The organism is Paenibacillus xylanexedens (assembly GCF_007676705.1).
GTDB lineage: Bacteria > Bacillota > Bacilli > Paenibacillales > Paenibacillaceae > Paenibacillus > Paenibacillus xylanexedens_C.
On the sequence record NZ_VEBF01000008.1, the window covers coordinates 143,115 to 166,254 of the forward strand.

Annotated in this window: 15 protein-coding genes and 1 pseudogene; 11 read left to right on the forward strand and 5 right to left on the reverse strand. The window is 44.6% G+C overall.

Annotated elements, in window-relative coordinates; all coding sequences use genetic code 11:
* Nucleotides 1-29 precede the first annotated feature (29 nt).
* Nucleotides 30-1,379: a response regulator transcription factor gene (locus FS628_RS27065; RefSeq protein WP_145326115.1), complete on the reverse strand. Its 1,350-nt coding sequence runs from the start codon at nt 1,377-1,379 to the stop codon at nt 30-32.
* Nucleotides 1,367-3,088, reverse strand: coding sequence for a sensor histidine kinase (locus FS628_RS27070; RefSeq protein WP_145326117.1), 1,722 nt, complete (start codon nt 3,086-3,088; stop codon nt 1,367-1,369). Before FS628_RS27070 ends, FS628_RS27065 begins: the two co-directional genes overlap by 13 nt.
* 156 nt (nt 3,089-3,244) lie before the next feature.
* On the opposite strand from FS628_RS27070, the gene FS628_RS27075 reads away from it, so the two are divergent.
* The 5 genes from FS628_RS27075 (at nt 3,245) to FS628_RS27095 (ending at nt 9,841) form a co-directional block, all read left to right on the forward strand.
* Nucleotides 3,245-4,291 carry an ABC transporter permease gene (locus tag FS628_RS27075; protein ID WP_260871213.1) on the forward strand — a complete coding sequence of 349 codons (1,047 nt, stop codon included), beginning with the start codon at nt 3,245-3,247 and terminating at the stop codon, nt 4,289-4,291.
* 18 nt (nt 4,292-4,309) lie between these two features.
* Nucleotides 4,310-5,179 carry a carbohydrate ABC transporter permease gene (locus FS628_RS27080; RefSeq protein WP_062325227.1) on the forward strand — a complete coding sequence of 290 codons (870 nt, stop codon included), beginning with the start codon at nt 4,310-4,312 and terminating at the stop codon, nt 5,177-5,179.
* 251 nt (nt 5,180-5,430) lie between these two features.
* Complete coding sequence (locus FS628_RS27085) at nt 5,431-7,116, forward strand: hypothetical protein (protein WP_145326119.1); 1,686 nt, start codon at nt 5,431-5,433, stop codon at nt 7,114-7,116.
* A gap of 72 nt (nt 7,117-7,188) precedes the next feature.
* Nucleotides 7,189-8,907, forward strand: coding sequence for a discoidin domain-containing protein (locus FS628_RS27090; RefSeq protein WP_145326121.1), 1,719 nt, complete (start codon nt 7,189-7,191; stop codon nt 8,905-8,907).
* Nucleotides 8,897-9,841: a family 43 glycosylhydrolase gene (locus tag FS628_RS27095; RefSeq protein WP_260871215.1), complete on the forward strand. Its 945-nt coding sequence runs from the start codon at nt 8,897-8,899 to the stop codon at nt 9,839-9,841. Before FS628_RS27090 ends, FS628_RS27095 begins: the two co-directional genes overlap by 11 nt.
* A gap of 102 nt (nt 9,842-9,943) precedes the next feature.
* Here FS628_RS27095 and FS628_RS27100 read toward each other — a convergent pair whose 3' ends face one another.
* The 3 genes from FS628_RS27100 to pdxR all read right to left on the reverse strand — a co-directional run bounded on the left by FS628_RS27100 (nt 9,944) and on the right by pdxR (nt 14,195).
* On the reverse strand, nt 9,944-10,471 hold the full coding sequence (locus FS628_RS27100; RefSeq protein WP_145326125.1) for a DinB family protein: 528 nt from the start codon (nt 10,469-10,471) through the stop codon (nt 9,944-9,946).
* A gap of 151 nt (nt 10,472-10,622) precedes the next feature.
* On the reverse strand, nt 10,623-12,644 hold the full coding sequence (locus FS628_RS27105; RefSeq protein ID WP_145326127.1) for an ATP-dependent DNA helicase: 2,022 nt from the start codon (nt 12,642-12,644) through the stop codon (nt 10,623-10,625).
* A 60-nt stretch (nt 12,645-12,704) separates the two neighbouring features.
* Entirely contained in the window at nt 12,705-14,195 is a 1,491-nt protein-coding gene (gene pdxR, locus FS628_RS27110; RefSeq protein ID WP_145326129.1) for a MocR-like pyridoxine biosynthesis transcription factor PdxR, read from the reverse strand.
* A gap of 146 nt (nt 14,196-14,341) precedes the next feature.
* Here pdxR and pdxS point away from each other — a divergent pair, with 146 nt between their 5' ends.
* The 6 genes and pseudogenes from pdxS (at nt 14,342) to FS628_RS27140 (ending at nt 23,051) form a co-directional block, all read left to right on the forward strand.
* Nucleotides 14,342-15,226, forward strand: coding sequence for a pyridoxal 5'-phosphate synthase lyase subunit PdxS (gene pdxS / locus FS628_RS27115; protein WP_200869424.1), 885 nt, complete (start codon nt 14,342-14,344; stop codon nt 15,224-15,226).
* A 150-nt stretch (nt 15,227-15,376) separates the two neighbouring features.
* A complete protein-coding gene (locus FS628_RS27120) occupies nt 15,377-17,890 on the forward strand; it encodes a GH39 family glycosyl hydrolase (RefSeq protein WP_313958634.1) in 2,514 nt (837 codons plus the stop codon).
* A 202-nt stretch (nt 17,891-18,092) separates the two neighbouring features.
* Nucleotides 18,093-19,325, forward strand: coding sequence for a PTS sugar transporter subunit IIC (locus tag FS628_RS27125; protein ID WP_145326130.1), 1,233 nt, complete (start codon nt 18,093-18,095; stop codon nt 19,323-19,325).
* A gap of 19 nt (nt 19,326-19,344) precedes the next feature.
* Nucleotides 19,345-21,618: a beta-glucosidase gene (locus tag FS628_RS27130; RefSeq protein WP_145326132.1), complete on the forward strand. Its 2,274-nt coding sequence runs from the start codon at nt 19,345-19,347 to the stop codon at nt 21,616-21,618.
* 68 nt (nt 21,619-21,686) lie between these two features.
* A pseudogene (locus FS628_RS32830) lies at nt 21,687-21,776 on the forward strand (cupin domain-containing protein); the annotation flags it as partial.
* A gap of 192 nt (nt 21,777-21,968) precedes the next feature.
* A complete protein-coding gene (locus tag FS628_RS27140; protein WP_145326133.1) occupies nt 21,969-23,051 on the forward strand; it encodes an ABC transporter substrate-binding protein in 1,083 nt (360 codons plus the stop codon).
* Nucleotides 23,052-23,140: the final 89 nt, after the last annotated feature.

Below are 23,140 nucleotides of genomic sequence, written 5' to 3' on the forward strand. Positions count from 1 at the left end.
TAGTTTAACCCAATTCAATTCATACGAATTCATTGATGGATCATATTTCTGCGGTACTGGTAAGGCGTAACCCCGTATTCCACTTTGAACAACTGGATAAAATATTGGTTTTTTCTGTAACCAACCATTTGCGCTATATCGTTTACACGAAGTTCAGAGTCTTGTAACAGTCGGGATGCTTTCTCCAACCTTTTCCTTGAAATGTAGTTTGACACATTTTCTCCTGTCTCCTGTTTAAACAGTTTGGACAGGTAGACAGGATGGAGATGTGCAACTTTTCCCAGTTCATCCAGACTGAGGGCGTGTGAAAGATGATCTTCAATATACGTTTGCACTTTGTCGACGATGGTTTGAATAGACATCTGTTTATTGTTTCTAATCTGGTTGACCCGATCGAAGAGGGTTGACCATAGTTCATCAGGATCTTGTATACGATTAAATATCCAATCTGCGGTTTCAGATGCATTCCGATTCTTATCCGCTAGATATACATAAGAGATGGTCTCCACAAGAAAGATGATCTTTTGCTTTCGGAGATGGATTCGATCATAGGTTTTAATAATGTTTCTGGCTGACTCCCAATCATTGCATGAAGAAAAGGGGGGAATCGTACTCATGAAGTCGTCAGCGTGTACGTCCTCACGGAGAAAGAACCCATAGAATATGTGTCGGGTCATGTTTCGATCGGTCAACGAAAAAGGAGAGGATACGACTGAGTGTTCCAATGTGGTTTGTAGTTTCCCAGCAATCTCTTCTGGAACAAAAGCAATTAATCGGGTTCCCGCTGTCCATACGAGACGATCCAATTTGTCTCCGACAGCACGTTTTATATCATCCTCATGCTCTTGTGTGAATCCGTCCATTTTAAAACAGCACAAACGATAATCTTCTAAAAATTCAGTATAGGCTTCATACTCCTTCTTTAAGGTTTCATTTGCTCCAAGAAGCGAAAGCAGGTACGCCAAACCATCAAAGTTCTCCCATGTGACAGGTTGAACAGGGCGTGTTTTTATGATATTTTTGATGGCTTTAGACATGGCTTTCTCCACATCATCTTTGTCTACAGGTTTAAGCAGATAGTCGAGTGCACCTAGACGGATTCCCTGCTGCGCATATTCGAATTCGGAGTAGCCGGAAAGGATGATGACTTTGGTTGGCAAGCTATGTTGGTGGATATGTTGAAGCAGATCAATGCCCGAGACCTCAGGCATTCGAATGTCCGTAATCAGAATATCGATGTGGCGTTGATTCAACATGTCTCTGGCTTCAAGCGAATTGGTTGTTGTCTCAATCTGATCGATACCGTAGGTTTTCCAATCAAGCAAGTGCTTCATATACTCAACAACGTAATGTCCGTCATCCACGATTAATAATCGCATTCGTTTTCTCCTCTCTCTTCGGGAAAGTAGATGAGCAGCAAGACAGACAAGCCACCCCAATCATTGGTAGAAAAATGTAAACCACTACGTTCACCATACGTATTTTTCAGACGTAGATTCACATTCCAGAGCCCTACGCCGCTCGTTCCTTCAGGCGGGGTATCGCTCTCAAGCAGAGCCTCCAGGCTACGGATATCGCCCAGCGAAAGACCTTTTCCATCATCGGATACCTTGATCGTTATCGCAGAATCTGCCTGTTGTACAACAATTGACACCCGATGTGCACCTTGTTGTCCTTCAATTCCATGTTGGATGGCATTCTCAACCACTGGCTGGATCATAAGCGGCATGAGAGGAAGGGAGGCCAGTTCTGAGGGTAGGTCAATGCTGTACTTCATTTTTTTACTGAGAGCCATAATAATCAGGAAATGTTCCGCAAATTGGAGTTCGCCTTCCAGCGTAACCTCATGCCGGTCCAATTTGGTTAGATAACGATAATATTCAGCTAGATGCTTACTCATGCGCATAACAGAATCAGGTGAAAACTGGGCCACCGACATGATGAAAAACAAACTGTTGTACAGGAAATGAGGATTAATCTGAGCTTGGAGTTGTTGAAGTTCCGCACTTCGTCTTAGTTCCGTTTCAGTCTTCAATGACATGAACAGATCCTGGATTTCGGTAACCATATGGTTAAAACTTCTGAACAGACTGTAAAATTCTTTTCCCGTATTTTCGGTAATGCGCGTATTGTGATTGCCTTGCTCAACCTGTGAGAACTTTCTCTCGAGCAAACGGATATTACGATAATAGTTCCGGTAAAACGTAAATATCACAACCAGACCAAGCGTGAAGACGGCTAAGATGCTGGCAAAGAAAACTTTACGATTGCGATCAAGCGGTTGCAGAAAATCATTCGTCCTTGTATATGTAATCAGGTAGGCGTCAATCGATTCAATATATCGGGAAAGAACATAGTAATCGTCCGAATTGGTATGATAATCATATTTGGAAGTTACTTCTGGCTGGGGTGAAACCATTCCAGTAACCGCTTTCAACAGATCATTCTCGACTTCTTTCTCACTCCATAACTGCTGTGGATTAAACAGAAAAAAAGCATTTGAGCTATCGTTGTTCACGGCCTTTTTCAACAGGCTTTTCAAATAATCCGTATTCAGCTTTACACCAACGACGTACTGAGTCGGTTCATTTTCCCCAGATTTTTGAATGTAAGGATAGAGGGCGAAGTAATACAAACTGTTACCGACGATTTGCCATCCCCGTTGATGAACATCCTTGAACGGAAGTCTCGCTTCCGGTGTATTGTTCGTGGATAGAAATGTTTCTTCAGCCTTCCAGTAAATGCCGATGGATTCAATGGATCGACTGGAAAGGAGTGTTTGCCGCAAACGATCAACGATATCATTTTTCTTCATTTGGGAATCGTAATTGCTCAGTTCAATAACGTGCCTCTGATAAAACCGGACATCACTGTCAGCCGCATACTGAACCCCGTACATATTTGCCTCGTAGATAATCCCGTCCAGAATACCTTTCACATAATCAAGCTGATTTTTGGAGGCACCGATCAGATTCTCCTCAAGTGTCTTGGAGCTCAATCGGTTCATCACGAAAAACAAACTCAACGTCAGCAGCAGAAAAAAAACAAAAAAATAGAAGAATCGCTTCATATACATTTTTCGGATCATATGCGTTTCCTTTCATATCGCAAGACGTAGAAGTTTAAACTCCCTATCGGATTAACTTTAATATAAGCCAAACCTTCGAAAAGCGGAAGGGCAGCATCCGCTATAAATGAAAGCGGTTTAAAAATTGATTCAGGATGAGGTGATGATCTTGAAATTTTGGCATTTTGGAGTGAAAGCGCTTTTGTTAAGCTTAATTGCGAGGATTACATTCGAAGAGCCAACATAGAGGAGGTATGCAACATTAACGAGACTGTGCCCGTCGGATCTGCAAAAAAAACACAACCAAAGATTCCCCGGCGAACTTCATTCAAAAAGGAAATCAAGAAAAGCTGGCCTTTGTATGTACTGTGTATTCCCGCTTTTGTGTTTGTCTGCATCTTTTCTTATGGCCCGATGGTAGGTTTGCTCATGGCATTTCAGGACTACAAACCATGGCTGGGCATCGGAGGTTCAAGGTGGATCGGGTTAGATAATTTCGAACGAATTTTCCAGTACAAAGAAGCAACGCAAGCCATAATCAACACACTGATCATTGCCGTTTCCAAAATAATCGTCGGTATTATCGTTCCAATCGTCATGGCTATTCTGCTGAGTGAAGTCCGAAATATGGGCATTAAGAAAAGTGTACAGACTCTGGTGTATCTGCCGCATTTCTTGTCCTGGGTCACGGTCGCGGGGTTAATGATCGACATTCTCGGTTTAGACGGGGGAATCAACCACATCTTAACAAGGGTTTTCGGCAACGATCCCATTTACTTCTTGGGTGATCCTGATCTGTTTCGGTTCACGGTTGTGGTCAGTGATGTGTGGAAGAGCTTCGGCTTTGGCATGATTGTCTATCTGGCGACCATTGCGGGAATTAATCCTTCCTATTACGAAGCGGCTGAGATCGATGGTGCCACACGCCGGCAGCAAATTCGATACGTCACCTTGCCTAGCATGCTGCCCATGATCATCGTCATTTCTACACTGAGTCTGGGGAATATTCTGGATGCGGGTTTTGATCAAGTCTTCAATCTGTATAATCCGCTAGTCTACAGTACGGGAGATATCATTGACACCTATGTCTACCGTTCATCCTTGTTAAACGGACAATATGGATTCGGGACCGCTGTAGGACTATTTAAATCGGGGATCAGTCTGATCTTGATCGTCGTCTCTTACAGGCTGGCCTACAAATACGCCAATTACAAAATATTCTAACAAGGAGGGAGATGAATCATGTACCATAAGACGACAGGCTATAGAGTATTCTCATATTTTAATTACGCGTTTATGATACTGGCTGGTCTGGCGTGTTTTCTTCCACTACTTCATCTGTTGGCACAATCACTAAGCAGTAAAGCCGCCATAAGCGGTAATATGGTGTCATTTTGGCCGGTCGGGTTCAATGTGGATGCCTATATCAAAACGTTCAACAATTCCAATTTCAACGGCGCCATGCTGACATCCATCATTCGAACGGTTCTGGGTACGTGCATCAGCATGTTCATCCTGATCTGTGCAGGTTATGCCCTGTCCAAGGAATTCCGGGGCCGCAACATGCTCATGTGGTTTTTTATATTTACCATGCTCTTCTCAGGGGGATTGATCCCTTCTTACATTTTGATAACAGCCCTTGGATTGAAGGACACCATCTGGGCACTTGTGCTTCCCGGTGCTTTCGGTGCGTATAATCTGATTCTTCTCGTTAATTTCTTCAAAACAATTCCAAAAGCCTTGGAAGAAGCAGCATTCATTGACGGAGCGTCCTTTTTCGTGATCCTCAGCAAAATATATTTGCCGTTATCTCTGCCTGGCATAGCGACCGTATCCTTGTTCATTATGGTGGGGCACTGGAATTCCTGGTTTGACGGGATTTTGTACATGTCGGATGCGAGTAAGTATCCGCTGGCTTCGTTCTTACAGACTGTTGTCGTGCAGAGCAATATGCAAAATATGGCGATGAGCCAGTCCGAGGTGGCGGCAATGTCGGAGCAAAGTATCAAAGCAGCTCAAATTTTTGTCAGTACGCTGCCGATCATTTTGGTCTATCCTTTTTTACAACGATATTTCGTGAAGGGTATCGTTCTAGGAGCCGTAAAAGAATAGTTAGGATGACGAAATTGGATTACTATAAGTTCAACTAAAATTTACACGATAACGGAGAGGACAGAAATAACCTGAAGAAGCGGAGCGTTCGCCTTTATTACCAGAATTTCACCTTTGTAAAAGTGAATAAAAAAATTCTGGGAATAACAGCGATCGGAAGGTTGTTCTGTCATCGAAGTGCCAGTGTAAATATTCAATTAGTTGACTTATATAGAAAACAAATTGAGCTTGAGTGAAGGGGGCATGTTTCCATGAAGAAAAGAACTGATTTATGGAAAATGGTAAGTATGGTTATGATATCGGCTGTTCTTGTGGTTGGCTGCAGCAAAGGGGAGAGTGCTTCCGAGACCGCACCGGCATCGGTGCTCAAGGATGGAAAATATGATCCGCCGTTTACGATCACGATCGCCAAACAACAGGATGAGAATGCTGGAAAATACATCAATGGTGAGACGTTGAATGACAATGTATTGACCCGTTGGGGCGAACAAAACCTGGGTATCAAAATCCAAACCACCCTGCTGGGAGGTGATGCTTCACAATATAATACCAAGCTGCGGCTGGCACTGACGGGTTCAGAGAAACTACCAGACGTTCTGCCCGTCTATGACACCATGCTGGTCAATGATCTGATCGATTCGGGACAGGTCAAAGAAATTACGGAAGACATCTCAACCTACATGCCTGATCGGATTAAAGACATATACAAACAATACCCAACAACCTTCAATCCAGTGGTTAGAGAAGGCAAGGTTTACGGGATGGCAATCGCGCCCAATCTGACGGAAGGCGAAGTCATGCTGATCCGCCAGGACTGGTTGGACAAATTGAATTTGAAAGCGCCAACAACGATTGAAGAGTTTGAGCAAGTCATCGCGGCGTTCACCAATGAGGACCCGGACGGGAACGGCAAGAAAGACACATATGGTTTTACATTTTCGGGTAAAGATTCCTACAATACGGGCTGGGTTAGCGATCCGGTTATGATTTTCAGCGCATACACAGGCAAGCACCTTCCAAGACAATGGCATAACGACAACGGCAAACTCACCTATGGATCTGTGGCTGATGGCAACAAAGAGGCACTGGCCAAGTTGCGCGATTGGTATGCAAAAGGGTATTTGAACAAAGAATTGGCCACTCAAGGGGCCTGGGATGCACTATCCGATTTCACGGAGGGGAAAGCAGGCATCATCATTGGTCGTCCTTGGCTTTACGACAGTGTGAAAGACGTGGAGAAAAATGTGAATGGTGCGAAAATTAGTGCTTATCCGACCATTCAAGGCGTGAACGGTGATAAGACCTATCAGTCCGCACAGTTGAACGATGGCGTGTTCATGTTTAACAAGGACTTTCAGAACATGGAAGCCTTCTTCCTGTACTACGATAAAATGTACGATGCTGCGTTCAGCACGGGAGATTTCAAATACGGCTACGCTCAGGGATACGATTACGATATCGTCAATGAGGAAGTCACTTTCGATCCAACGAAATTCAATACGCCATTAGAGGCTGTGCAAGGCGTTGGGAAAATGGCATTTACCAAAAATACACCGAGTGTTGACGGTCCCGGCAAATCGTACTTCGATCTGGCGAACGGTGTCGAAGCCGACACAGGCGTCCTCATTCAGAGCGCTTCAAAGGATCAAACGACACAGGACGGATACCGGATTTCGTATGAAAACAGGGATGTTTTACTGCCAAATGAGTTTAACGGTCCACCAACGCCGACGATGCAAAATGTGTGGGAACAGTTGACCACCATGGAACAAGAGACTTTCACCAAAATCATATATGGCAATGAGCCACTTGAAGCATTTGATACCTTTGTCAAACAGTGGCATGAAAAAGGCGGAGACACCGTTATCGAAGAAGTTAACGAATGGTACAACCAAGCCAGCGAGACAGATGTAATGACACTGATGAATCTGAAATAAAGTCAAGTTTCAACCAGGATCAGCCTTCCGGCAACAGGAAGGTTGGTCTTCTAAAAAAGGAGATGATGAGACATGATCAAAGGTAAATCGTGGATTGCTATCGCCATTGTATTGATGTTGTTAACACTTCAATTAACGTCCTCAGCTCAGACCGTTCACGCTGCCGCTGGCGAAGAGACCCATATTGCTGCAACACTGTTTGTGTTGAAGAACGAATCCGAAGTATCCAACGCCAAAATCCATTGGGCACCTGTAACGGGAGCCACAGCATACGAGTTGTACAGATCCGAGAACAATGCGCCCTATACTTTATTACAGACCTTAACCGGTATAACGACGGACGATTATGACCTCAACATAGGTAGCACGTACAAATACCAAGTGAAGGCATATGGCGGAACTTCCTTCATTGCCTCCGCTGTCTCACCAGAATATACCCCTTACAGCCTTCCAGAAAACCTCACAACTTTTGATAATACAACGCAATCAACGCTCATGCTTCCGAATGAACTAAAAGTGGGGGATACCTACTACAGATTCAATTTCGTACAAAAATCATCAGGTGGTTTTGGTGAAATGATTCAACAGACATCAACGGATGATATCACTTACGGTAACGACAAAGTGGTTCTTTCCTACACGGATCATCCCGATCTGGCGAATTCTAAATTTGAGGGGATTAATATCCTATACCATGCGCCCACGAACAAATTCGTTTTTTGGGCTCACTATGAAAACAGTACAGACTACACACTTGCCAGGGTATCTGTAGCTTCGGCTACGCCTGGAGAAAACTTTACATTTCACAAAAGCTTTCGACCGGAAGGAAACGAGTCCAGAGATATCTCCATTTTCAAAGATGACGATGATTCGGCGTATCTGATCTCTACGGCCAATAATAATTCGGACACGATTTTGTATAAATTGACCTCCGATTGGCTGGATGTGGATCATCAAGTTTCAGTTATTTACCAAAATCAACACAGGGAACTGCCCAAAATGATCAAAAAAGATGGCATTTATTACTTGTTCTCTTCCCAAGCGGCAGGTTGGTATCCGAGCATACCCTTGTATTCTTCAGCAACAAGCATAGACGGCGATTGGTCTGAATTACGAACGATTGGCAACACGTCAACCTTCTCGGCGCAGTCGGGTTCCGTCATGCGTGTGAAGCCAAACACGGGCAACAACGTGGTTATGGTTGCATATCGCTGGATGTTCGGCTGGGCAGGTACGCAAAATGGAACAACGGAGGAACGACTGCTTCCCGTTTGGTTCTCCGATGGTTACGCATTTTATGATTATTTTGATCAAGTCCTGTACAACACAAGTGATGATGTTGTCGTTCCCGTTCAGAATGGAAAACTGCTGTCGCAAGGTAAACCTGCAACAGCGCAAACGGCTACCGGAACGAACCCGGCAAGTTATGCTAATGATGGTAACTATCAAACCGAATGGATCGGCACAGGCAGTTCCTGGCCACATTGGTGGAAGGTAGACCTCGGCTCCGTTCAACAATTGAATAATGTGCAAATCTCCTGGTGGATGCAAAAAGGCTCCGAAGGTTTTTATAAATACAAAATCGAGACCAGTACGGATAATGTGAACTGGACCGTGGCATTGGATCGAACCAATAATACATCTTACGGTTTCACATCAGATACGCTATCGAGCACTGCTGCCAGATACGTACGAATTAATATGCAAAATGCGGCACTTCATAACAACCCCAACAATTGGTACACGCCAAGACTATGGGAGGTGAAGATATTTGGAACAAGTGCAGAATAATCAATTAACCAATGGTACCATCTGGAAGGATCTCAGTGGTCAACCGATTCATGCCCATGGTGGACATATGTTATTCCATGACGATTATTATTACTGGTATGGTGAAGATCGGAGAGACGATATTTATGTTAGTTGTTACCGTTCCAGGGATCTATTCAACTGGGAGTTTCGGAACCATATCCTGATGACCTCTACGCCAGCTGCACCCATTCGAGTTCGGACGAATCTGAGATTAATGAATGACAAAGGCGGAAAGGTAAATCTCGAACGACCTAAAGTACTTTTCAACGCAGTGACAAAAAAGTTCGTCCTCTGGGTCCACTATGAGAATGGTGACAATTACAATGATGCCGCGTGCGCCATAGCCACTTCTGATTTTCCAGATAGCCATTTCGTTTATCATGGCAGCTTTAATCCGTATGGTTATATGTCACGTGACTGCACACTCTTTCAGGATGATGACGGTACGGCATATTTTATTTCAGCTGCCCGAGACAATGCGGATCTTCACATCTATCGCCTTCAAGAAGATTACCTTAATGTCGAAAGTCTTGTTGGGAAGTTGTGGCAGGGGGAATATCGAGAGGCGCCAGCCGTCTTTAAACGAAAAGGGAAGTACTATATGATAAGCTCCTTTTGCACGGGTTGGGAACCCAATCAAGGAAAGTACGCGATGGCTGATACGATGGATGGACCATGGGGGATGCTCAGCGATTTTGGCGATGAAACGACGTACCGAACGCAACCAGCATTTGTGCTGAAGCGATCAGAAGAGGAGTACCTATACTTTTCAGATCGCTGGAACGGATCGGATTATTTTCAGTCCAGCTATGTGGTACTGCCCATTGAGTTTAATGGGGACATTCCGATTCTGAATCATTATTCCACGTTGTCTTTGATAGAGGATGCACTTCTGATTCATTTTGATCGATAAATGGGCTGATGAGAAAAGACTTTGATCCTACAGAAAATGAAGGTTCAAAGTCTTTCTTCTAGCAAAATGGGGATGCAATTCAAAACGGCAGTCGAGTGAATTTTATAATTGCACATCCAGCGAATAGTGATCGCGAAGTACTGATAAATGGTGGAGCTCATGTCCAGCCATAACAAATGCAATCGATCGAGCTGAAGCAGGATTCTCACTGACGATCCCTCTACAGAGCCAAGCTTCCGGCGTGAGGCGACGAAGCATAAGAATGGTTGAGCGGCGTGTGACGGCATATTCTTCGCTCAAATCGGCGAGGGTATACATATTAAAAGGGTGGGTCTGCATAAGCACGTCCTGATCGTAGCCGGGATGATTCGCTTGGTCACCTCTGGCAATGCGAAGCAATCGGCTGCTCATGATGCGTTCGTTATCCAAAAGGTGGCCGATGACCTCTTTCACGCTCCATTTGCCTTCGGCGTAACGATAATTTCCTTGATCCTCTGTTAATGAAGAAAGTAAAGTCTGTACGATGTTGGCCTGCTGCTCCAACTTTTCAATGATGTTTCCTTCAGGAACAAGCCGGATATAACCTCCATAATAAGCTGCATATTCATCTGTAGTTGGTCTTTCAACCATGTAAATGCCTCCTTTGGGATTCGTAGCTCTGGAATATATTGTAGCATATATCTTACTTCCAGCATTGAAATGGGTCCTTCCGCTTGATGGGCGGAAGGGCTTTTTCATGTGATTTGATTTGAGCAGTTACCATGATTTGGTTGTACCACTTCTAATCCGTACGTCGTATCCCCTTATTTTGCACAAATTTCTCCACAACCGAAAGATCCTCCGTCACTTTTTTGAACGGCAACGTTTCCAGCACCTTTTCCCGGTAACTCTTCTTTGCAGCAGCGCTAAGACGGGAGTCAAGTATGCTGAGTATGCCAAGGTCCGTTTCACTGCGGATCAAGCGTCCAGTTCCTTGGCGTAACCGCAGAAGCATATCCGGTACAAACACCTCTATAAACGAATTCTCCGTTACAGATGCCTTATATTCATAAACAGGATCCGAAGGAACAGGGAAGGGTAGACGGAAAATAATGACCTGTGACAGGTCAGAACCCTCGATATTCACGCCTTCCCAGAATACACCTGTACCCAAGAGTACACCTTTGCTTTTCCTGAATTCAGCGATAACACTGTCCTGGGAAGAACCCTCTTTTTGAACATGGAGTGCCCACGTATATTCATTAGCCCTTGAACTCAACTTCTTATGAATGTACTTCATATCCTCCTTTGCTGAAAAAAGGACGATTGTTCTTCCCTGAGTTAGATTACAGAGTTGAACCACTTCGTTGTAAGCTGCTTCAAGATAGTTTTCGCGCTGGTCATGGTCGTAATAGGGAACTTTGTTCGAAATGTACATCATGGCATGGTTGGTGTAGTCAAAAGGGGAGGGTTGGCGCTCTAGGAAATCTCCCTTATAACCAAGGGAGTGCGTCATATAAGAATATTGTTCCTCCAGCGTATCCCCGCCTTGGCACAGCGTTGCTGATGTTAGGATTACAGGTACCTTGCCATTAAATAAAGTGTATTTCAGAAATTGGCTTATATCTTTGGGACAGATGCTGACCGTGGCTACTCCTTGGGGATTGCTCGCCCATAGGAGGTAGTTATCCTTTATTTTAGCCAAGACATTGATGAGGGTAATAAGCCCATTTATGGCTTCAAAAGCGTCATCTATTTCCCGTTCGTGGCGGGAGGTCAAAATGGAAAGGCGCAGACTGAGATCTTTTAAATCGTTTAAGACTTGGTTTAACGGTATTCCTTTGATTTCCGACACTTTGATTCGGTCGTTATCCTGCTTGGCATGGTGGAGCAGATCCGCATTTACCTGTTGGAATATACGCTGGGCACATTTTTTTATGAAATTGGATTGTGAAAAAAGCCCCTTATCCCCGGACTGCTTCGTGAGAAGCTGCACAGTGGTATCCAGAATGCGGCAGATTCCCCGATAAGTGAACTCAAGCGTTCTGGCATCCCGAACTTTTGCTTCCAGATTATGCGCTTCATCAATGACGATTAGAGCAGGCTGTTCCGAGATGATGCTTTTGGTTCCTTCTTTTTTCTTCATCAAATCCCGTATGAGCAGGTCCTGGTTCACGATAATAAAATCAATCTCGTGAGCTTTTGCATTCAATTTTGCTCTCATATCGTAAAACAAACATGCATTTTTATGATGACAACGTTCAAATTTGCAATCATTCACGGAAACGTTGGACCATTCGGCATCGCTAATTCCAGCTTTAATATCGGCTCTTTCATCAATTTCATAATCTAAAATGCGCTGGGCAAGGGTAGATACGGAGGAGTTTGCATCATCAAGACTGATCAATTCCGCTGCCCTGCTTCGGCAGGCATACTGACCCATGCCTTTCCCAACAACGGAGCGAACCGTTGAGAACCCCAACCGGCTGCCAATGATCCTTAAATCTTTATGTATCTGTTCCGAAAGCTGAATGGAAGATGTCGCTATAATGACGGGTTTTTGAGACATTTGATTCGTGAGCAGGCTCGGAATCAGGTACCCAAAAGACTTGCCGATTCCGACACCAGCTTCAATCATGGCGTTATGTCCATGGATATAAGCATCAGCTATATCGAGAGACATTTCTTGCTGTCCGATCCGCTCTCTAAGGCCGATTCGGGGGAACCGGTCGTAAATTCGGAAGATGGCGTTAACCAAAGAACGTTCGATTTCCTTTTTCGGTTCCCGTTTATTTATTTTATAGAGTTCATTTAACCAATTCATAACGATCGCCCCTCTTCCGAATGATGACCTTCTTGTACTGAATTTTGGAGACGCGTTACCTCACAATGAAGCTGTGACGGCATTTTTTAATCTGGATACGCCTTCTTGTAATTGAATATCTGACAAATGTGCAAAGGATAAATATATACCATACTTCGTACCGTCAGATGTTGAACTGCTGACTTCTGAGTATACCACACCTTCTGACCTAGCCGATGCTCGAAAGACCTCATAAGTGGAAGCGTTACCTCGCCACCAGCCAAACACGTGAAGACCCGCTTCATTCTCCACCCAATCAAACCATGAAGAGAGTTGCTTGTTCAAAAGTTTGAGTAAGAGATGGAATTTACGACTGTATAGACGATTCATCCTGCGCAGATGACGCTCATATTGACCGCTTGTCATAAATGCCGCTAACGCCCGTTGTTCGATCAGGTTGACGGGTCTTGGCTCGTATAATGCCTGTGCCTTTCTAAAGGTGTCTGCCAAGGTAGGGGGAAGAACCACATAACCAAGTCGTACTTCTAAAGGCAAGGTTTTCGTGAAGCTGCCCAGATAGATTACACGTCCTGCTTTATCAAGTGTTTTCAGAGGTTCAACATGCATTCCGCGATATCGGAATTCACTATCATAATCATCTTCGACAATCATGGCATCATGCCGTTGTGCCCAGTCCAGCAAGGTTTGTCTGCGTTCAAGGCTGAGCATTTCGCCAGTAGGAAATTGTCGTGACGGCGTGACAAACATCATTCGTGCTTCCCAGTCTTGGGGCACAACTCCCTGTCCATCGAGATTGGCTTCAATCAACCTTGCCCCCGCAGCCAATATGGCTTTAGAAATCCCGACATAACAAGGACTTTCTGTCACTACATAATCCCCAGGATCTGCAAGTAATTGAGTGAGTAGAGCTATAGCTTGCATGGAGCCTGCAGTTACTGCAATATGATCCGGATCGACTTGAATGCCCCGCATCCTCCGAAGATAGGCAGCAATGGCTTCTCTCAATTTTGGATCCCCGGTTGAACTAACCATGGCAGAGGTTGTTTTCAGGTGATGCTCACGCTGTCTTATCTCTGCATACAATCGATTATTCCATTCATCGTAAGGAAACTTGGAGAAATCAGGTTGGTATTTGCTAAAGTCGATCACTTGGTCGCTATCCATTCTGGAATCATCTATTGGAGCGTTGGTTTGTGCATTTCTTTGAATCGTCTGCTGTTCAAACTGCTGAATACGATTTCCCCAGGCTGATAAGTGATGCGTACAAGCTTTCACGGTGGACGCATTATTGTTCAAATCCAATTGATAAGCAACAAAGGTTCCTCTTCCATGCTCTGAATGAATGTAACCTTGAGCAGTCAACGTATCATAGACCTGATTCACGGTTCCTCTGGAAATGTGATACGTCGCAGCCAACTCTCTAGTCGAGGGTAACTTCTCGCCATGCATAAGATTACCTTCATGAATTGCATCACGAATGGCATGATAGAGAGCTTTCATCTTGGTATATTTTCGGTTCAAATATGAACTGTAAGCTACATGAAATTGCATATGCCCTCCAGAGTTATAATTGAAGTGGTACAATAAAAATCAAAATTATTGGATCTTTTTATATGACCATTCTCATTCTATACTAAATCATAGATTAGAGCGATGCCTTTATTGAAAACCACCCAAAAGTTAATAGGAGGAATACAATCATGCAAACAGGTACAGATCGTGTAAAAAGAGGAATGGCTGAGATGCAAAAAGGTGGCGTCATCATGGACGTTATGAATGCAGAGCAAGCTAAAATCGCTGAGGCGGCAGGGGCAACAGCTGTTATGGCTCTTGAGCGGGTACCCTCCGATATTCGCGCAGCCGGCGGTGTAGCTCGCATGGCAGATCCAACCATCGTTGAAGAGGTTATGAAGGTTGTATCTATCCCGGTTATGGCCAAAGCACGTATCGGTCATTACATAGAAGCCAAAGTGCTTGAATCCCTAGGTGTGGACTATCTTGATGAAAGTGAAGTTCTTACACCAGCAGATGAAGTGTTCCATATCGATAAACATGAGTTCACTGTACCATTTGTATGTGGAGCCAAAGATTTGGGAGAGGCTCTTCGCCGTATTGGTGAGGGTGCATCGATGATTCGTACAAAAGGTGAGCCTGGAACGGGCAACATTGTTGAGGCAGTTCGTCATATGCGTCTAATTAACAGCCAACTCCGTAAAGTGCAAAACATGTCCAAAGATGAGCTGTACGCTGAAGCAAAAAATCTGGGTGTAGCTTATGAGCTGCTGCGCGAAGTTCATGAAAATGGAAAACTTCCTGTCGTTAACTTTGCAGCAGGCGGTGTAGCTACTCCGGCGGACGCAGCATTAATGATGCACCTGGGAGCAGACGGTGTGTTTGTAGGATCAGGTATTTTCAAATCCGATAGCCCTGAGAAATTCGCTCGTGCAATCGTTGAAGCTACAACACATTACACGGATTACAAACTGATTGCCGAAGTATCCAAAAACTTGGGTGCCCCGATGAAAGGGATCGAAATTTCTAAATTAGCTCCAGAAGAGCGCATGTCCAACCGCGGTTGGTAAGATAGCAGGGCATCTAGTTGAATAGGTAGTTTGAACATTTATATAGAAGAGCCGATCAATTGAACTTAATTGATCGGCTTTTTAGTTCTTACTGTTTAGCTTGTTGATATCTTCAAAATGCTGTGGCTATAATAATCGGTATGAAGGAAGGTGCAGACAATTCGCTATCTATATGAGTTTATTCAACATCAGGACGATCTGCCTATGAAACTCTTCGTGAACTCGGTAAAACATATTGATTTCCATTGGCACAAGGAAGTGGAAGTTGTATATGTTCTCCAGGGTTCAATCATCATGTATCTGGACCAGCAGCAATATACACTGCATGAAGATGATGTGATCGTGGTTAACAGCATGTCCGTCCACAAGATCGAACGAACCAATCAGGACAATGTGTTATTAACATTGCAGTTCGGTCCCGAGTTGATGAACAATAATGCGTTTATCTCCTGTAACTCTGCTATGAACGTGGAACAAAACGCTCCTCGCCTGCAAAGTATTAAACAATATCTTGCGCAGATGGTATGGGAGATCAACAAAAAAACGCCGGGTTATCAAAATTTCACAATGGGCAGATTACAGATGTTATGCGGATGCCTGCAGAGGTATTTTTCCAGTGGAACGAATTCCGCATTGGAAGACGGTAGCAGGGATTATGACTATAAAAGACTGAACAGAGTCCTCACATATATTGATTTACACTACAATGAGAAGATTACGCTGCAGGATATGGCGCATTCCGAACATTTAAGTTTGCATTATTTCTCTCACTTCTTCACCGACAAAATCGGGATACCTTTCCAAAAGTATTTGACGCTCATTCGCTTGGAGAAGGCTCAGGCTCAGCTGGCAGCAAACGATAAAAATATTTCGGAGATCGCGCTGGATTGCGGATTTGCCAATGTGAAGCTGTTTAACAAATACTTCAAGGAAAAGTACGGCTGTACGCCCGGTTCCTATCGGGAAGCTTCTCGTACACCGGAACTCCATCAGTTGAATGTGAACCGCAAACCCAAAACATATGAGGAATCTTCAAGCGGAGATTATTACGAGATGGAAACGTTGAATGCGATTGGCTCACTGTATCGATATCTGGATGCTAAGGTTGACGCCGATCAGGACACGCTCTCTGTACCGTCTGCACATCTGTCAGATCAAACTTATATTGAAATTCGTGCAGATCAGACGTCGTCTGTCTATGAAAAGCACTGGAATATGACCATGACGGCGGGGAGAGCCATTGAAGGTTTGCGTGAAGATTGGCGGAAGCAGTTCTCCGTGCTGAAGGGAAAAGTACCTTTTCAATATATTCGATTTCACGGCATCTTCAATGACGAGATGATGGTGTACAGCGAGAACGAGCAGGGCACTCCTCTCTATAATTGGTCTTATGTGGACAAGTTGTATGATTTCCTGCTGGATCAGGGCGTTCGGCCATTTGTGGAATTAAGCTTTATGCCGAGCCAGCTGGCGAGATCCAAAGAAACGCTGTTTTGGTGGAGGGGGAATATTAGCCCGCCATCCGACCCTGCCAAGTGGCAGGCGCTTGTTGGCGAATTCGTTCGCCATTGTTTGAATCGTTATGGGGCGGAAGAGGTAAGACGGTGGTATTTCGAAGTATGGAACGAGCCTGACCTGGCTGGTGTTTGTTGGGCAGGAAGCAAGGAAGAATACTTTGCTTTTTACGAATCGACCGTTCATGCCATCAAATCGATTTTGCCGGAACTGAAGGTGGGGGGGCCAGCTATGGGTTACGGATCTCTCTGGAATGATACCTGGGCTGAGGAATTTTTGTCCTATTGCCGCAAGCGGGAAGTGGCTCTCGACTTTTTCTCGTTTCACATCTATTCGGAGTATCCCAAGCTAAAAGTTGAAGATGATCGTTTAACGCAGATCATGCCCCCTGCTTTTTATAAAGAGAGTATTGAGCTTATGCGGCAAAAAATGAATGCGTCATCGTACGGTCATGTTGAACTTCATGTCACCGAGTGGAACTTTTCGCTGTATGACCGGAACTTACTTCACGATACCATGTTCATGGCTCCGTTTGTCATTTACCACACAATGAACACGATCGGTGACGTGAAAGCGATGGCTTTCTGGTCCTTTACCGATGTATTCGAAGAAAGTATCGTCCCCGCTTCTCCTTTCTACGGAGGTTTTGGCCTGATTAACCGCGATGGGCTGAAGAAACCCAGCTATTATGCATTTGAGCTTATGCAAAAGCTTGGGGATGAGCTGCTGATCAAGGGAGACGGTTATGTCGGAACACGAAAAAGGGATGGCAGCATGCAATTTTTGTTCTATCACTATGTGCATGTAGACCGGCTGTTTGCGAGTGGAGATTGGTCGGAATTATCCAGCTCAACCCGCTATGACGTATTTGAGGAAAAAGGCAACAAAGCTTATGAACTTACCCTGAGCAAGCTCGAGGGACCTTATAAATGCACCAGTTATCGACTGGATCGGGAGCATGGATCGGTATTTGATGAGTGGACCCGCATGGGATCGCCCTATTCATTGACGGAAGAAGAAATTCTCTATTTAAACGGGAGGAGCGGCCCCGTCATGGGGACAGAGATGGTAAGTGATGTATGTTGGCGCAAGGAATTGGTGCTCCCGCCTCATGGCGTGATGCTACTCATTTTGGACAGGCAATATTAAAAAAAGTGCTCTTAAGACATCCTTTCAGTATTGAAGGGATGTTTTTTGTTGTTTATTTCTTGTTCAGGCAGGCAAGCTAGAACTATAGCGATGGATTGGGCAAAAAACGAACCATGATGCGGCAAGTTCCAACAAGAAAGCGTTAACACAAATCGATATACTATGGTTGTGGCAGCTTAGAGGAAGACAGGGGGAGTTTTGGATGAAGCGTTTCATGAAATGGATGACAGATTCGTTTGCGCCAAGATTGGAGGCGTTTACGAACAATATTTGGGTTTCTTCAATTCAAGAAGCCATCATGGTCGCCATTCCGATGATTTTCATCGGTTCGATTATTACATTGATTTCGATTTTGCAGGATTTCATCCCGGGGATGCCGGACCTGACACCCATCACGACATTCAGTTTCGGTTTGCTGGGGTTGTTTATTGCTTTTCTGACGCCCTATGTGGTGATGGAGAAAAAGGAGCGGCACAAAATCAAGCTGCTTGCGGGAATGACAGGGGTATCTCTGTTCGTTATGCTGCTTAACCCGAAGGTAAACGAAGACGGTACCATTCAGTTCATCCTTGAACGATTTGGACCTTCGGGGATGATTACAGCACTCCTGGTAGGTGTATTTGTCGCTCTTGTAATGATCATGTGCAACAAATTTTCGTTTTTCAAAAAGGGGTCTTCACTTCCCGAATTCATTATGGACTGGTTCGATTTTCTCGTCCCGATCGCCCTGGTATTAACAACAGGATGGGTGCTTGTATATCAGCTTCATTTTGATATTTTTGGACTGATCGTGAACGTATTTGAGCCGATCAATGCCGTAGGGCAAAGTTTAACCGGATTTTTATTGTTCAATTTCATTGGTGTTGTACTGTATTCTTTCGGCGTAAGCCCGTGGGTCATGACACCGATCTGGTACGCGATCTGGATACCTGCAATCGAAGAAAATGCAGCTCTTGTGGCAGCGGGACAAGATCCCGTCAATATCAACACGTTTGAAACCTTTTTCTCCGGATGGCTGGGTATTGGAGGAATGGGAGCGACCTTGCCGTTAGTTGTTTGGTTCCTGATGGCACGTTCGAAAAAACTGAAATCTGTCGGCAAGGCGACTATTATCCCGTCCTTGTTTAACATTAATGAACCTGTCGTGTACGGAGCACCGATTGCCTTTAATCCATTACTCATGGTGCCGATGTGGATTAACGCACTTATCACGCCGGTGATTGTGTACTTGGCTCTCGACTGGGGTTGGGTACGGATCCCGAGCCAGATCTTCCAGCTATGGTACACGCCAATCGGCTTGTCCACCTACATTATGTCCGGATTCAATGGGCTTATCTTGCTGGCGGTTGTCCTGGTGATTGTATTTATTGTCTGGTTTCCGTTTTTCAAACTGTATGATGCACAGGAACTGAAGAAAGAACAGGAACAAAATTGATATCAGAAGGGTGAGTACTATGGATAAATCAATCAATGAATTGTTGTCGGCATTGACTCTGGCCGAGAAAGCTTCACTCTGCGCAGGATTGAATATGTGGATGACGAAAGGAATCGAGCGGTTAAACATTCCGCCAGTTCATATGTACGATGGGACTAATGGCATTCGTAAAACGAACAGTGACGAAGAAATGGGTATTACAACAGAAAATGTACCTGCAACGTGTTATCCTACGGGCTCAGCCATCGGTTCTTCGTGGAATACGGAATTGTTGCATGAGGTTGGTGTGGCCCTAGGACAGGAATCGAAAACGATGGACGTCGAGCTGCTGCTTGGACCTGGTGTCAATATGAAAAGAACGCCGCTCGGCGGAAGAAACTTCGAATACTATTCGGAAGACCCATACTTGACGGGGGAACTTGGTGCGGCGTTTATAAACGGGATCCAAAGCGAAGGAGTGGGCGCTTCTGTCAAACACTTTGCAGGCAACAACCAGGAGTTCGAGAAAATGGTGACCAGTTCGGAAATCGACGAGCGGACGCTTCGCGAAATTTACCTGAGCGCCTTTGAACGGATTATTAAGAAATCCGACCCTTGGACGGTCATGTGTTCCTATAATTTATTGAATGGAACATATACGAGCGAGAACGAACATTTGCTACATGACATTTTGAGAGAAGAGTGGGGTTATGAAGGTGTTGTTCTATCCGACTGGACAGCTGTCAATGATCGCATACGCGGTCTGAAGGCTGGGCTTGATCTGGAGATGCCGGGTCCCGCCAATTACAATGCTAAAGCAATCATTGAAGCGGTTCAGAACGGAAGCCTTTCCGAAGAACAGTTGGATCGCAGCGTGGGTCGTATTTTGAAGCTGGTTGAGCGGGTAACGGGCAAGAAAGACATGGATTCTTCTCCAGATTCGGACTATCATGCACTTGCACGTAAAGCGGCGGCCGAGAGTATTGTGCTTCTGAAAAATGAGAACGCGATTCTCCCGCTAGGGCAGGAGTCCATTTCGTCGATTGCCGTGATCGGACGGTTTGCCAAAAAACCGAGAATTCAGGGAGCGGGCAGTGCGAAGGTAACGCCTACAAATGTCGATATTCCATGGGACGAGATAAAGAATCTGGCTGGCGATGCCATGACCATGAATTATGCAGAAGGGTACCCGGAGGATGACTCCATCAATGATGAGCTAATCAAGGAAAGCGTGTCATTAGCCATGAATTCCGATGTTGCTGTATTGTTTGTTGGTCAACCGGAATATGCGGAATCGGAGATGCATGATTTGCAAGGCATTGATCTTCCCGAGCATCAAGTGAAATTGATTCTCGCGGTAGCCGCAGTTCAACCCAAGTGTATTGTCGTAACGAGCAGCGGCTCCGCACTGGCGATGCGCCCATGGGTGCAGCATGTACCTGGTGTGATTCATTCTTGGTTGTCGGGTCAGGGCATGGGTAAAGTGATTGCAGATGTATTATTCGGACAGACGAATCCTTCGGGCAAACTGTCTGAGACATTCCCTGTCAAACTGTCGGACAACCCTTCACATATGCGAATTCGCGGAGAGAACGGCAAGCTGTATTATCGCGAAGGCCTGTTCGTGGGTTATCGATATTATGACCGGAAAGAACTGGCACCTCAATTCCCGTTTGGACACGGATTGTCTTACACATCGTTCTCCTATACGGATCTGGAAGTGGCTCAGACCCATACTGGTGTTACTGTGTCCTTCCAATTGGAAAATACCGGAAAGCGCAAGGGGAAAGAAGTTGTTCAATTGTATGTTCACGATGAAGAGTGCACATGGACCCGTCCAGAGAAAGAATTGAAAGCTTTTGCCAAAGTTGAACTGGAGCCGGGTGAAAAACGCAAGATTACTTTTGAACTGGAAGAGAGAGATTTTGCATATTACAACACCAAGTATAACCGTTGGGTGGCAGAGACCGGGTTTTTCCAAATTTCACTCGGCAGCTCGTCCAAAGATCTCCGAATTACGGAACGTCTGCATTGTGACTTTGGTAAGGAAGAAATCACGTTCCACAAGTTCAGTCTGCTTAGTGAGTGGATGAGTGATCCTGAAGCGAAAAAGGAATTGGAGCATTGCCTGAATGAAATGAACGAGCACGTTACGGACAAGGTGTATCTTAACGAGGAGTTTGTGGGATTCTGGGCAGATTTCCCGATGATCAAAGTATTCCAAATGTTCGGTCAACAATGGATGAACGAACGTTCACCTGATGAAGTTATTAATGAACTTATCGCCAAGGTTAACCAGGCACGAAATGAATAGTTAAGTAAAAGAAAAACCAAGTTCGATCCTAAACAAAGGACATGAACTTGGTTTTTCTAACGTTTCGGGATATATCGTTAGGGAACGTAACCTTCGAACCAGGATGCAGCAACAACTGGCATATTCACCGTGACGGATTTCAGCTATTGTTAGTCACAAGATTCCATGAACTAAAATTTATGGCCGTAGCAAAGAGGCACCCATATGGGGGTTTATTTTTATTTATCAGCTGAATGATATTGATTATTGTTCTCATTTACACGCTTCGACATTTACTGTATACTGACAATAGTTATTTTACATATGGGTCAAAAAGACAAGAGAGAATTCAAAAGGGAGAGATTATTTACATGTTGGTATCCGTTAAAAAAGGGATGTTTCTTTGTTTGATTACTGCAATGATTCTGGTGCTCGCAGCGTGTTCAAGCAACAATGGTGGCAGCGAAGATGCAAATGGCAGCTCACAGCAAGCTGCGGAGAGCAGCGCCACGAATGCAGCAACAAATGGGGAACAAACCGACGCAGGCGCATCAGCACCTGCTGAAACAACTTACCCGGTAACCGTTTCAAATTATACAACAGAGAACGGCACATGGGTGAAGAAGGATCAAACGTTTGACAAGGCACCTGAACGAGTAGTTGCCAATACACAAGGTGCAGCCGAGCTGATGATTCGCCTTGGTTTGACAGACAAGCTTGTAGGTGTAGCTGCGTTGTTTGGTAGTGTACCTGACGATATTGCTGATGAGTTCAAAAAAATCCCTGTGCTGGCTGAAGGTTATGTAGGTAAGGAAGTGACAATAGGCGCTACGCCTGACCTGGTTGTAGGGCGTGGTGGATTGTTTGAGGATGCGGATTGGGGTGTTGGTACAGTAAGCAGCTTGAATGATATGGGGATTAAAACGTACGTACAAAGCACCAGTGTTCCTGATGCATCGTTAGATAGTCTGTATCAGGACATTACTGAATTAGGTGAGATATTTAACGTACAAGCGAATGCAGCGGCATATATTGAGACGCTTAAAGCACGCGAAAATGCCTTGTCGGCCCGAGCTAGCGCTGAAACAATCAACTATGCATCTTTTTCGGATAATGGTGATGGAACCATTGGAATTTACAACGGAAATGGTGATACGTTTATTGAAAGTGCAATGTCATTAATCAATATGCATAATATGCTGATTAATGAAACCGGCACACTCAGTCTGGAGAAGCTAATCGAGATTAATCCGGATGCGATGATTATTTCGAGGTATGCAGGTGGTATTGATCCTGAGCAAACGATTGAAAAGCTACTAGCCAACAAGCAGGTGCAAAACATTAACGCAGTTAAAAACAAGAAAATCTACATTATTGATTTCAACAATTTCTGGGGCTACGGGGACTCCATCTTCACAGGTGTTGAAGGACTCGCTGATGATCTCGGGTTGTAAATGAGTACCATTAAAAGTCGCTATTTTGGTATTATCCCCTTTTAGTAGACAAGAGAAAAAAGACATCTGTTAAGATGGACTTAATCTTG